We start from the raw sequence: 13,696 nt of genomic DNA, 5'->3' as shown, positions 1-13,696 counted from the left end.
AAGGATTATGGCTAAGAATTTAGTGATTGTGGAGTCGCCTGCTAAGGCAAAAACTATAGAGAAATTTCTTGGGAAAGAATTTACGGTAGCATCCAGTTTTGGACATATTGCTGATTTGCCTTCCAAAGAATTAGGAGTAGATGTTGAAGGTGATTTTGAGCCTAAATATATTGTTTCTAAAGACAAGAAAGATGTTGTTAAAAAACTAAAAGACCTTTCTAAGAAGGCAGATATGGTTTGGTTAGCAAGTGATGAGGATCGAGAGGGGGAGGCAATTGCATGGCATCTTGCAGAAACCTTAAAATTAGATAAGAACAAAACGAAACGTATTGTTTTTCATGAGATTACAAAAAATGCAATTTTAAAAGCAATAGAAAACCCTCGTAGTATAGATTATAATCTGGTAAATGCGCAGCAAGCCAGAAGAGTTTTAGATCGTTTAGTGGGGTATGAGCTATCCCCGATTTTATGGCGAAAAGTTAAAGGAGGATTATCGGCTGGTAGAGTGCAATCTGTATCTGTGCGATTAATAGTAGAAAGAGAGCGGGAGATACTGGGTTTTAGTGCAGAAGCCTCATATCGAATTGATGCAGAGTTTACTAATAAAGAAGGTAGGTCTGTTAAAGCCAAGTTGCCTAAGAATTTTAAAACAAAACAAGAGGCTCAAGCTTTTTTGCAGAAAAATCTTGGGGCGTCCTTTAAGGTAGCAGATCTTTCTACAAAACCAGCAAAGAAATCACCAGCACCTCCATTTACAACATCTACTTTACAGCAGGAAGCTTCAAGAAAATTGTATTTTTCTGTTAGTAAAACAATGACTATGGCACAACGGTTGTACGAAGCAGGGTTAATTACTTATATGAGAACAGATAGTGTGAATCTGTCTGTAGAGGCTCAGAATGGTGCAAAAGCAGAAATTGACTCAGCGTATGGAGAAGAGTATAGTAAGCCAAGGCAATACAAAGGTAAATCAAAAGGAGCTCAAGAAGCTCACGAAGCAATACGACCTACAGATTTTTCCATGCATAGTGTAAATGTTGATTATGACCAACAACGATTATACGAATTGATTTGGAAACGTGCTATTGCCTCACAAATGAGCGATGCTAGATTAGAAAGAACTAATGTAAAAATAGAAGCCAACACTCATAAAGAACATTTTACAGCCAATGGAGAGGTAATAAAATTTGAAGGATTTTTAAAAGTATATCTGGAAGGAAACGATGACGAGGATGAAGAGCAAGAAGGTATCCTTCCTGCAATGAAAGTGCAAGAAGACTTGTTTAATAGTTATGTTTCTGCTACAGAAAGATTCACTAGGCCTCCAAGCAGGTATACAGAAGCTGCATTAGTCAAAAAGTTAGAAGAATTAGGGATTGGAAGACCATCAACGTATGCGCCTACAATTTCTACAATTCAAAACAGAAATTATGTAGAAAAAGGTTCTAAAGAAGGAGAAGAGCGTAATTATATACAGATGATTCTTTCAGGAGATTCTGTAAAAGAGAAAAAATTATCCGAAAAAGTTGGCAGTGATAAAGGGAAATTGATTCCAACAGATGTAGGAATGGTAGTAAATGATTTTTTGGTAAATCATTTTGCTGGAATTTTAGATTACAATTTTACAGCAAAAGTAGAGCAGGATTTTGATGAAATAGCAGAAGGGCAAGAAGATTGGACTCAGGTAATGAGAGCGTTTTATCAAGAATTTCATCCACGGGTTGAAGATGTTTCTCAAAATGCAGAAAGAGAAGTTGGGGAGAGAATTTTAGGCGAAGATCCGTCTACTGGAAAAGTAGTAAGTGTGCGATTAGGTAAATTTGGACCTATGGTTCAAATCGGTAGTGTAGAGGATGAGGATAAGCCAAGGTTTGCAAGTTTATCTCCTGGTCAGACATTAAGTGGAATTACTTTTGAAGAAGCAATGGATCTTTTTCAGTTGCCAAAAGAACTTGGAGAATATAAAGGAGAAACCATTGTGGTTAATAATGGGAGATTTGGGCCTTACGTGAAATTCGGAGAGAAATTTGTTTCGCTAGAAAAAGGAGAAGATCCCTTAAATACTAATTTGGATAGAGCTATCGAGTTAATAGATGCTAAAGAAAAAGCAGATGCTCCTATATATACCTACGAAAATCTACCGGTTCAAAAAGGTACAGGGCGATTTGGTCCTTTTATTAAATGGAATAGTATGTTTATTAACGTGAACAAAAAGTATGATTTTGATAACCTTTCTGATCAAGACATAATTAACCTTATTGAAGATAAGAAACAGAAGGAAATAGATAAAGTTATACATAATTGGGAAGATGAAGGGATTCGAGTGGAAAAAGCAAGATGGGGTCGTAGTAATGTTATAAAAGGTAAGATTAAAATCGAGTTGCCAAAAACTGTAGATGCAACAAAATTGACTTTGGATAAAGTAAAAGATCTTATAGAGAAAAATGCTCCAAAGAAAAAAACTACAGCAAAAAAGAAAACAACAACAAAGACTGCTAAAAAGAAATAAATATGTCTTTTGAATTTCTTGTACCCGTTAGTGAATTAGTAGTAGCGCATACCGAAACACTTTCAGAACATACATTAGGAAAACAAATTAAAATTCATACAATAGAGAATGGATTTCCGGATCTGGAAAAAATTGATATTGCTGTTCTAGGGGTTTGTGAAAACAGAAATGGTGTTGATTTTCTAGGAGAAGAATTAAATTTTGATAATATTCGTAAATCTTTGTACGAACTTTATCCAGGTAACTGGAGTACAAGTATTGTCGATCTGGGGGATATTGTTCCTGGTAACGAAGTTAGTGATACTTATTATTTAGTTCAGGAGGTACTGTCTGATTTATTGAAGAAAGATATTGTTCCTATTATTTTAGGAGGAAGTCAGGATTTAGTATATGCTCAATATAGATCATTTGATGTTTTAGAGCGTATGGTTAATTTGGTAAATGTGGATAGTAAGTTTGATTTAGGTAATTCTTCTCAATCCATAACAAATACATCTTTTGTGAGTAAAATTATAATAGAGCAGCCGTATAACTTATTTAATTACAGCAATATAGGTTATCAGACATATTTTAATGCACAAGAAGAGATTGATCTTATAGAAAAATTGTATTTTGATGCATATCGATTAGGAGAAGTTGTTTCGGATGTGACTATAGTGGAGCCTATAATGAGAGATGCAGATCTTGTTTCTATAGATTTAGGGGTTATAAACTCTTTAAGTTTAAACGGGCTTACATCTTCTCCTAATGGCTTTGATGGTCGAGAAATATGTGCTATTTCAAGGTATGCAGGTATTAGCGATAAAATTAAAAGTCTTGGTATTTATGAGTTTAAAAATTTCAAAAATGAGGAAACAACAGCACTTTTGATAGCGCAAATCATTTGGTATTTTGTAGAAGGAGTTAACTATAGGTCTAATGAATTTAATATAAGAGGATCAAAAAATACGCTGCATTATAATGTTCCAGTTGAAGATGAAATATTGTCTTTTTATAAAAGTGCGATGACTGGAAGATGGTGGATAGAAATACCATTTATTTCATCTGGTAATAATAAATTACAAAGACATACGTTATTACCATGCACATACAATGATTATGAGCGTGCTTGTAATCAAGAAATACCTGAAAGATGGTATAAAGCAAAACGAAAAAACGAAGTTTAACATTTTTATTAGGCAGATTTAAGGTTTTTTTTGGAAAAAAATTGTTTTTCTGGAAATAAATAAATAGGTTTACGTCCTTAAATCTAGAAGATCTTAACCTAAAACACGTTATGAAGAAATTTGTATCACTATTTGCTATTTTAGCTATGCTCTACAGTTGTGGCGGAGGAAACCGAGGAGAACTGGTTGGAGCACAAGGAAAAAAATGGCACCCCGAAAAACCATATGGTATGGCTCTCATCCCCGGAGGATCGTTCATTATGGGTAAGTCGGATGATGACAAAGCGGCTATCGCAAACGCTCCCACGAGGATGGTTACTGTTCGTTCGTTTTATATGGATGAAACCGAAATCACAAACAGTGAGTATCGACAATTTGTAAGTTGGGTTCGCGATTCTGTAGTTAGAATGAGACTTGCGATAATGGCAGATGATCTAGGTAAAACCCCAGGTGATGACGGTATCGGAGAATTTGCATTTTTAGATGCAGATACTGAGAACATGTCTGTCTATGAAAAATACATGTACGATAACTATAGTGGTACAGGAGAGACTGGCTATGAAGGTAGAAGACTTAATAAGGATATAGATATCGAATGGGATATTGAAGATTATCCAGATGAGTTTTATGCAGAGGTTATGGATACTATGTATATTCCATTGGAAGAATCGTATAATGGAAGAAGAACTCTAGACGTAAGTAAATTTCAATTTAGATTTACTTGGATGGATATTCAGGCAGCAGCCAGAGCTAAAAAAGGTGGAAGAAAAGATTTTGTCAAAGAAGAAGTTATTGAAGTATATCCTGATACAACGGTATGGATTAAGGATTTTAATTACTCCTATAATGAGCCTATGCATAATGACTATTTTTGGCATAGTGCATATGATGATTATCCAGTAGTAGGGGTTTCTTGGGAGCAAGCTAAAGCCTTCTGTCGTTGGAGAACTATAGAGAAAAATACCTATCAAAAACAGAGAGGGAAAGAATTTGTAAATTATTTCAGACTGCCTACAGAAGCAGAATGGGAATATGCCGCTAGAGGAGGCCTCGAGTCAGCAACGTATCCTTGGGGTGGTCCATATGCGTTAAATGATAGAGGATGCTTTTTAGCAAACTTTAAGCCTCTTAGAGGAAACTACGCAGCAGATAATTTTTTATATACTGTAGAAGCCAAGACATTTGACCCAAATGATTATAACTTATATAACATGGCGGGTAATGTTTCTGAGTGGGTACAGTCATCTTATGATCCAGCAGCATACGAATATGTGTCATCAATGAACCCAAATGTCAATGATGATGAAAACAAACGTAAAGTTGTACGTGGTGGATCTTGGAAAGATGTAGCTTATTTCCTACAAGTAAGCACCAGAGATTATGAATACGCTGATTCTGCGAGGAGTTATATCGGATTTAGAACCGTTCAGGACTATATGGGTACTGACGTGACTGGAGAAGCTAATACTCAGAATCAAAAATAAGTCCCAAAATTTTCTATCAAACTTAATTACTAACCTTTTTTAAAACTAAATTAGATTTAAAAAAAACAAAACAAATTTATTATGGCAAATTCAAAAGCAAGCAAAAAATTAATGAATATGGTATACGGTCTGGGAGCAGCCGTTGTAATATTAGGTGCACTTTTTAAAATCATGCACTGGCCATTTGGTAATGAAATGCTTATCCTTGGTCTGGTTACAGAAGCATTAGTATTTACAGTATCTGCATTTGAACCAGTAGATAACGAATTAGATTGGTCTCTTGTTTATCCTGAATTAGCAGGAGGAAATAGAAAAGACAAAAAAGAAAAAGAAACTACTCCAGAGGGATTGTTGTCTAAAAAATTAGATGATATGCTAAAAGAAGCTAGAGTAGATTCAAGCCTTATGAGTAGTCTTGGTGAAAGCATCCGTAATTTTGAAGGTGCAGCAAAAGGTATTTCTCCAACAGTAGACTCTATTCAAGGGCAGAAAAAATATAGTGAAGAAATCACACAAGCAGCTGCTCAAATGGAGTCTCTGAATAGCCTATATAAAGTGCAATTAGAGTCTTCTGCACGTCAGGCTGAAGCTAATCAAGCAATAGCAGATAATGCAGCTAAGCTTAAAGATCAAATGGAAAGTCTTGCTAGTAACCTTTCTTCTCTTAATGGAGTATATGGTGGTATGTTAACTGCAATGAACAGAAGTTAACATTTTTATTAATTAATTATTTTATAATAACTACCAAAAATCTAAGAAGAATATGGCAGGAGGAAAATTATCCCCAAGGCAGAAGATGATTAACCTGATGTATCTGGTTTTCATCGCAATGATGGCACTAAACATGTCAAAAGAAGTATTGTCAGCTTTCGGTTTGATGAACGAAAAATTAACCGAGTCTAATACCCTATCTACACAACGTAATAGTGCGTTTATGGCAGGTTTAGCTGAAAAAGTTTCCGAACAACCAGAAAAATACACCCCGTTAAAAGAAAAAGCGGATCAAATTAGTGCTTTATCAAATGAGTTTAACGATTATTTAGATAAAATTAAAGCTGAATTATTAGAAGGAAGAGACGATCCAACTGATTATGAAGCAATGGATAAAGGAGATGAGTTAGATGCTAAATTTTTTGAAGGTGGAGTTATTACTGCATCTGCACAAGAATTTTTAGATAATGTAACTAAGTATAGAGATGGTGTATCCTCGGCTATACGTTCTGTTAAAGAAGTAGAGCCTACAGTGGCAGATGATGTAGATAAAACTTTTAAAACAGATGACGTTAAAGATGGTGACGGAGTTACTAAAAATTGGTTGAAATATAATTTTGAAGGATTTCCATTAGTTGCTTCATTAACTAAGCTTACACAGATGCAAGCAGATGTTAAAACTACAGAGAGTAAAGTTCTTTCTGCATTATTAGCAGGTCAACAAGCTTCTGAACTTTCTTTTAGCAATTACGAAGCAATAGTAGTTCCAGATAAAACTGCTTTTTTTAGTGGAGAAAGCTTTAAAGGAAGAATCGTTTTAGGACGTTTTGATGCTACGCTTAAGCCAACCAAAGTTATGGTAAATGGTAAAGAGCAAACAGAGGTTACGAATGGGCAAATTATGTTAGATTTTCCTGCAGGTAATGTGGGAGAAAGAGAAGTAGCTGGTGAACTTCAATTTAAAGAAGGAGATTCTATTGTAACTATTCCTATTAAGAGTTCTTATGCAGTTATTCCTAAACCAAATTCGGCAGTTATCTCAGCAGATAAGATGAATGTGGTATATCGAGGAGTAAATAATCCAATGACTATTTCTATTCCTGGTGTACCTTCAGTTAATGCATCTGCTCCTGGGTTGAAAAAACTTGGTGGAGCTGGTAAGTACATGATGAATGTAACTACAGTAAGAGCTAGAGAGGTAAGTATCAAAGTTAGTGGTAAATTGCCAAACGGTGCAACAGTAAGCGATAGTAAGAAATTTAGAATTAAAGATATTCCAAGACCAGTGGGTACAGTGCGTGGTGAGGATGGATCTATTAAAATGGCTAGAAATGCAGTTGAAATTTCTTCTATAGGTGCTATTTTACCTGATTTTGATTTTGATATCAAGTTAAAAGTAACTGGATTTAAATTTAAAGTTGAAGGACAACCAACAGTAAGTGTTAATGGAGGAAGACTTAATGCTAAGGCCAAATCTGCATTACGAAAAGCTAAAAGAGGCTCTTCTGTTCAGATTATTGACATAAAAGCACAGTTAACTACTAATGCTGGATATAAATTAAAGAAAATATCTCCAGTCATTGTAGAGTTAACAAATTAAAAAAATAAACTACGAGTTATGAATTTGAGAAATTTTATATTAACCGTTTTTGGATTATTAGTTTCTTATACTTCTTTTGGACAAGCAAACGTTTTGAACGCTAGTAACCCAGATGAGATAGGTAAGAAAACACAAGAACAGATCTTATACGATAATGACCGTCCTTTAGAATATGGTTATGTCGATAAGCGTGATGTATTGTGGGCAAAGACCACATGGGAGACTATAGATTTAGATGAGAGAATAAATTTCCCTTTGTATTACCCTATAGATACATTTAATATTGGAGCTAATCGTCGTTCTCTCTATGATGTCTTAATAAGTAATATCAAAAATGGTAAAATAAAGAATATATATTCAGATTCATACTTTACCGAAACCCGTACTTTTGAAGATCTTCAATCTACAATGTCTAAAATAGATACTACAGATTTAGGATATGAGCAGTATAATGCAGGAGAGGAAGTAGATCCTCAATATGTAAATAGAAGGGATATTACTTCGGCTGACATTGCAGAGTACAAGATAAGAGGATACTGGTATTTTGATAAACGTCAAGGAGAATTAAGATACAGATTGCTAGGACTAGCACCTGTTGCTCCAGATGTTAACTTTATCGATGATGATGAACCAGATATGGTTGCTTTATTTTGGATATGGTATCCTGATGCTAGAGAAATATTTCATAATGCTATGGCGTTTAATAGAAAAAATACTTCTATGCCTTTTACTTATGATCATATTCTTAATGCAAGAAGATTTAATTCTGTAATTTATAAAGAAGATAACATTCAGGGGGATAGAGAGATTAAAGATTATGTGATAGATAACTCTCTAATGCAACTTCTTGAAAGCGAAAGAATTAAAGAAAGTATTCGTAATTTCGAAATGGATATGTGGAGTTATTAAAAATTTCCGTATTTATTTAATGATACTATGTAAAACGCCTAACTTATAGTTAGGCGTTTTTATTATTTTTACTCAAATTCAAAAAATTAAATGAATGTAGATTATATTATTGTAGGATTTGGTTTATCTGGATTGTCTTTTGTAGAACAATTAGAGAAAAATGGGAAATCATTCATGGTATATGAAGATTCATCTCAAACATCATCAAGAGTAGCTGGCGGGATTTATAATCCAGTGGTTTTAAAGCGTTTTACTTTAGCTTGGCAAGCATCAGAACAGCTTAGAGTCGCAGTTTCTTTTTATAAAGATGTCGAGGATAAACTTTGTAAAAAATTAGTAGAAGACCTTCCTGTATTGCGCAGATTTAATAGTGTAGAAGAGCAAAATAACTGGTTTGAAAGCTGTGGTAATTTAGGGTTAAATGAATTTTTGTCATCAGAATTAGTTAGGAGTAAAAATACAGCAATAGATGCTCCGTTTCATTATGGAAAAGTAAAGCATACTGGAAAAATTGATATAAACAATATGCTGTTTTTTTATTCAGAATACCTTCATAAAAATAATAAAATTATAAAGGATTCCTTTGATTATGATAAGATAGAAGTCAAAGAAGGTTTGGTTTGTTATAAGAATATTGTTAGTAAACATATTGTATTTACTGAAGGGTTTGGTATGAAAAACAACCCTTTTTTTAATCACCTTCCTTTACAAGGTAATAAGGGGGAATATATTATTATTAAATCAGAAGCTTTACAGTTAAAAGAAGCTATAAAATCTTCCGTATTTATTATTCCATTAGGGCAAGATATGTACAAGGTAGGTGCAACATATAATAATGAAGATAAAACATCAGGAAAGACACTACACGCTAAAGAAGAATTGCAAAAAAAATTAGAACGGTTTTTAAAAGTGCCTTATAGTGTTGTAGATCAGGTTGCAGGAATAAGACCTACAGTTAAAGACCGTAAACCATTGATAGGCACCCATACAGATTATCAAAACATTCATATTCTAAATGGCTTAGGCAGTAGAGGGATATTAATAGGCCCTACAGTTGCAAAAAAATTATATGACCATATAGAAAATGGAGTTCTACTAGATAAAGATATTGATATTAAGCGATTTAATATATTAGGATGAATGTTTTTTCTTTTTATAACTCATAAAAAAGTTGATCCATATATTTCGGGATAACCTTAAAATTATGGGTAAAAAAACGATCATTGTTCCTGCTATAGCTAAAAAAGAAATAACTAAGTTTAGTTTAAAGACCCAATGACTAATTACAAAAGCTGCTACGGCAAAAGCAATACCTACAGGATAACTAACATACATAGCTCCATAAAAAAAAGATGGTTCTATTTTGTATTTAGTGTTGCAATGACTACAACGTTCATGCATTTCTAACGTATTGCTTAATTTATACGGATTAGATTCTTTATACATGCTCTCTTCATGACAAACAGGGCAACACCCCGTAAGCATGCTATAAATTTTAGTTCCTTTTAAGAAATTCATAAGTGTTTTTATTCTAGCGCAAAATTAGTCATCTTTGCACAAAATATTCAAAAGCTGATGTTAAACATACATAATTTATCAATTTCGTTTGGAGGAGAGTATCTTTTTGAAGAAATAAGTTTCAGATTGAGCGCAGGAGATCGAGTAGGATTGATTGGTAAGAATGGTGCAGGAAAATCTACCATGCTTAAAATTTTATCTAAAGAACAAGAACCAGACTCTGGTCAAATAGCAATGGATAAAGAGGTCAGGATTGGTTTTCTAAAGCAGGACATAGATTTTGTGTTTGGACGTACGGTATTAGAAGAGGCGTATGAAGCTTTTGTAGAAATTAAAAAAACAGAACGCGATATTGATAAAATTAATACGCAATTAGCAGAACGTACAGATTATGAAAGTGAAAATTATAATCAGCTTATCACAGATCTAAGTGATCTCACACATCATTACGAAATATTAGGAGGATATAATTATCAAGGAGAGACAGAACGAGTATTACAAGGACTTGGTTTTATGCGAGAGGATTTCGAGAAATTAACAGATACTTTTTCTGGAGGATGGCGAATGCGAATTGAATTAGCTAAGCTCTTGTTGCAAAACAATGATATTTTGCTGCTTGATGAGCCTACAAACCATCTGGATATCGAATCTATTATATGGTTAGAAAATTTCTTGAAAAACTATATTGGAGTTGTCGTTATAGTATCTCATGATAAAATGTTTTTAGATAATGTAACTAATAGAACTATAGAGATTTCTTTAGGGCGTATCTATGATTATAACAAGCCATATTCTAAATATTTAGTGCTTAGAGAAGAAATACGAGAACAACAACTAGCTACACAAAAAAATCAATCAAAACAGATAGAGCAAACAGAAAAGTTAATAGAAAAATTTAGAGCAAAAGCCTCTAAGGCTTCTATGGCGCAATCTTTAATCAAAAAATTAGATAAAATAGAGCGTATTGAAGTAGATGAAGATGATAATGCAGTAATGAATGTTAGTTTTCCTATTAGTAAACAACCCGGTAAGGTCGTAATCGAAGCAGATGGAATAGGGAAATCATATGGTGAAAAGCAAATACTAAGTGGTATTGAATTGTTGGTGGAAAGAGGAGCTAAAATAGCTTTTGTTGGGCAAAACGGACAAGGTAAAACAACATTTGCAAAAATTATTGTTGATGAAATCTCTTATGATGGAGAACTAAAATTAGGGCATAATGTAGAAATAGGATATTTTGCTCAAAATCAATCTGAGTATTTAGATGGGGAAATAACAGTTCATGAGACAATGATAAATGCTGCTAACGAAAAAAATCGAATTAAAGTTAGAGATATGTTAGGGTCTTTTTTGTTTAGAGGGGATGAGGTGGATAAAAAAGTAAAAGTATTATCTGGAGGTGAGCGTAACCGTTTAGCGTTATGTAAACTTCTTTTAGAGCCATTTAATGTCTTAGTAATGGATGAGCCAACAAACCATTTAGACATAAAGTCAAAAAATGTGCTAAAAGAAGCATTACAACGTTTTGAAGGTACTTTGATTCTGGTATCTCATGATAGAGATTTCTTGCAAGGAATGACCAATTCGGTATATGAATTTAAGAATAAGAAAATTAAAGAATATTTAGGAGATATCAACTTTTATTTAGAAGAGAGAAGAGTAGATGATCTTCGTGAGATCGAAAAAAAGGATAAGCAAACACAATCTGTTTCTGCTTCCAAAAAAGAAACATCTAAGCAGTCTTATCAGGATCAAAAAAAACTAAAATCGCTTAACAATAAACTAAGTAATATAGAATCTAAGATTAATAAACTCGAAAGAGAAATTAAAGAAATCGATGTAGAATTAGCGATTAATTACGATCAAACTATTGCACAACCCGATTTTTTTGATAAGTATCAGTCAAAAAAGAAATTTTTAGCATCTTTAATGAAAGATTGGGAGATTTTGCAAGAAGAAATGGATGCAATAGATAACAATTGAGATGTGCGAAAAATTAAATATTTAATCCACATTGTGGAGTTTAATTCTTCGAGGCTTGCCTCGAAAACAAAATATATTTTCGGAAGCATACATCGTGAGTTTGCTTTGAGGTTATTGATTATAAACAGAGTTAATAAATTATAATTTTTGAGAAGAAAATATAGCTTTCTTAGGATGTTATAAATATCTTTTATTACCTTAAAGTTATACTAAAAAGCATAGGTTGTGTAGGGGCAAAAGCTATTGGTTTAAATGCACTTGCATTACAATTTTGGGTTTCTAGCACAAAAAATATTTAGAGAAAATAAGTTGAATTTATCCAAAAGAGCAATAGCATTTTTTGATGGACAGTATCAATATTTAGTAGCTTGTAAAATGATTTAAAAAAGTAAAGTTTATTATGTTTGATCTTATCCCTAAAGAGGGAGAAAATATAAATAAAAAATGGAGATCTAATTACAATATTAAAGAAGATAATATCAAAAAAAAATAACAAAAGATAATCCCGCAAGCGCATACCTTCTTAAATTATAAAGACACTTTTATTGGTGTCTTTTTTTTTATGAATTCTTTAACTGCTTCGCATAGTTGTGGTTAATAGATTTGTGAGCTACCTTACATTAAGTGTAGTTACTAAAACATACTATGAGAAAAATTATACTTTTAATTATTGGAGTACTTTTAATTTTAGCGTCCATATTTGCAGCTAGAAAAATAATTGATAATAAAAAAAGATCCAGACCAAAACCAGAAAAAGTTGTAAAAACAGTTTTTGTAGATACAGTACAGAATAAAACGATTCCTATTCAAATTTCTGCTAATGGAAGTTTAAAAGCAAAAAAAAGGCTCGAGTTATATGCAGAGGTTCAAGGTATTTTTAAAGGGGGAGCTAAGTTATTTAAAACAGGAGAAAAATATCAAAAAGGGCAAACTTTGATTCGGATTGATGCATCAGAATATTATGCAAGTGTACAGTCAGCAAAAAGTAATTTATATAATTTAGTAACTTCTATCATGCCAGACTTAAGGTTGGATTATCCAGATATTTTTAATAAATGGCAAAGTTATCTTAATTCTTTTGATATTAATAAAACAACACCAAAATTACCAGAAACTACCTCAGAAAAAGAAAAATATTTTATAACGGGAAGAAATATATACACAACCTATTATAATGTAAAAAATCTGGAACAACGTCTAGCAAAATATACTATTTCTGCTCCTTTTAGCGGGGTGTTAACAGAAGCTTTAGTGACAGAAGGAACTTTAATAAGACAAGGGCAAAAATTAGGAGAATATATTGATACAAATATTTATGAAATGCAAGTTGCGATTGGTAAAGAATATGGAGATTTACTTCAAGTAGGCGAATCTGTAGAACTTTCTGATCTTAATAAAGCAAAAAAATATAAAGGCACAGTAGCTAGAATTAATAGCAGTATAGATCAGTCTACACAAACTATAACTGCTTTTATAGAGATAAAAGAAGCTTCTTTAAGAGAAGGAATGTATTTGGAAGCAAAGCTAGATGCTAAAAAAGAAGAAAATGCTATAGAAATTGATAGAGGACTTCTTCAGGAAGGAGATAAAGTATTTATTGTGAGGGATAGTGTTTTAGATGTAATAGATGTAACCCCTGTTTATTTTTCAGATAAAAAAGTAGTGCTAAAAGGAATTCCTGACAAAACCGTTATTTTATCTAAAAGTGTCCCTGGGGCATATGCTGGAATGCTGATTAAGGTGTTTCAGGAAAAAAAAATAGAAAGTAATAATGTTCCTAGTAATATATCTACTAGTGCGACTAAAAAACAATAGT

At 32.9% G+C, this 13,696-nt stretch carries 10 protein-coding genes; 9 read left to right on the top strand and 1 reads right to left on the bottom strand.

Annotated elements, in window-relative coordinates; genetic code table 11:
- Positions 1–7 precede the first annotated feature (7 nt).
- From topA to H527_RS0112880, 7 genes are all read left to right on the top strand, one after another.
- Positions 8–2,509: a type I DNA topoisomerase gene (gene topA, locus H527_RS0112910; RefSeq protein ID WP_027413100.1), complete on the top strand. Its 2,502-nt coding sequence runs from the start codon at positions 8–10 to the stop codon at positions 2,507–2,509.
- Between the two features lie 2 nt (positions 2,510–2,511).
- Positions 2,512–3,675: a formimidoylglutamase gene (locus tag H527_RS0112905; RefSeq protein WP_027413099.1), complete on the top strand. Its 1,164-nt coding sequence runs from the start codon at positions 2,512–2,514 to the stop codon at positions 3,673–3,675.
- 110 nt (positions 3,676–3,785) lie between these two features.
- Entirely contained in the window at positions 3,786–5,159 is a 1,374-nt protein-coding gene (gene porK, locus H527_RS0112900) for a T9SS ring complex lipoprotein PorK/GldK (RefSeq protein ID WP_027413098.1), read from the top strand.
- 81 nt (positions 5,160–5,240) lie between these two features.
- On the top strand, positions 5,241–5,870 hold the full coding sequence (gene porL / locus H527_RS0112895) for a type IX secretion system motor protein PorL/GldL (protein WP_027413097.1): 630 nt from the start codon (positions 5,241–5,243) through the stop codon (positions 5,868–5,870).
- Between the two features lie 52 nt (positions 5,871–5,922).
- Positions 5,923–7,470 (top strand): type IX secretion system motor protein PorM/GldM, encoded by a 1,548-nt coding sequence (porM, locus tag H527_RS0112890; protein WP_027413096.1) that lies wholly within the window; start codon positions 5,923–5,925, stop codon positions 7,468–7,470.
- Positions 7,471–7,488: 18 nt separating this feature from the next.
- Positions 7,489–8,379: a type IX secretion system ring subunit PorN/GldN gene (gene porN / locus H527_RS0112885; RefSeq protein ID WP_027413095.1), complete on the top strand. Its 891-nt coding sequence runs from the start codon at positions 7,489–7,491 to the stop codon at positions 8,377–8,379.
- 90 nt (positions 8,380–8,469) lie between these two features.
- On the top strand, positions 8,470–9,519 hold the full coding sequence (locus H527_RS0112880) for an NAD(P)/FAD-dependent oxidoreductase (protein ID WP_027413094.1): 1,050 nt from the start codon (positions 8,470–8,472) through the stop codon (positions 9,517–9,519).
- Here H527_RS0112880 and H527_RS0112875 read toward each other — a convergent pair.
- Entirely contained in the window at positions 9,511–9,897 is a 387-nt protein-coding gene (locus tag H527_RS0112875; RefSeq protein WP_027413093.1) for a DUF983 domain-containing protein, read from the bottom strand. The genes H527_RS0112880 and H527_RS0112875 overlap by 9 nt on opposite strands.
- 57 nt (positions 9,898–9,954) lie before the next feature.
- Here H527_RS0112875 and H527_RS0112870 point away from each other — a divergent pair, with 57 nt between their 5' ends.
- Both H527_RS0112870 and H527_RS0112860 read left to right on the top strand, forming a co-directional pair.
- On the top strand, positions 9,955–11,880 hold the full coding sequence (locus H527_RS0112870) for an ABC-F family ATP-binding cassette domain-containing protein (protein ID WP_027413092.1): 1,926 nt from the start codon (positions 9,955–9,957) through the stop codon (positions 11,878–11,880).
- Between the two features lie 645 nt (positions 11,881–12,525).
- Complete coding sequence (locus tag H527_RS0112860) at positions 12,526–13,695, top strand: efflux RND transporter periplasmic adaptor subunit (protein WP_027413091.1); 1,170 nt, start codon at positions 12,526–12,528, stop codon at positions 13,693–13,695.
- The last annotated feature ends 1 nt before the right edge of the window (position 13,696 follow it).

The sequence above is a fragment of the Aquimarina muelleri DSM 19832 genome, from assembly GCF_000430665.1.
Taxonomy (GTDB): Bacteria; Bacteroidota; Bacteroidia; order Flavobacteriales; family Flavobacteriaceae; genus Aquimarina; species Aquimarina muelleri.
This window is presented reverse-complemented; position numbering and strand designations above follow the sequence as displayed.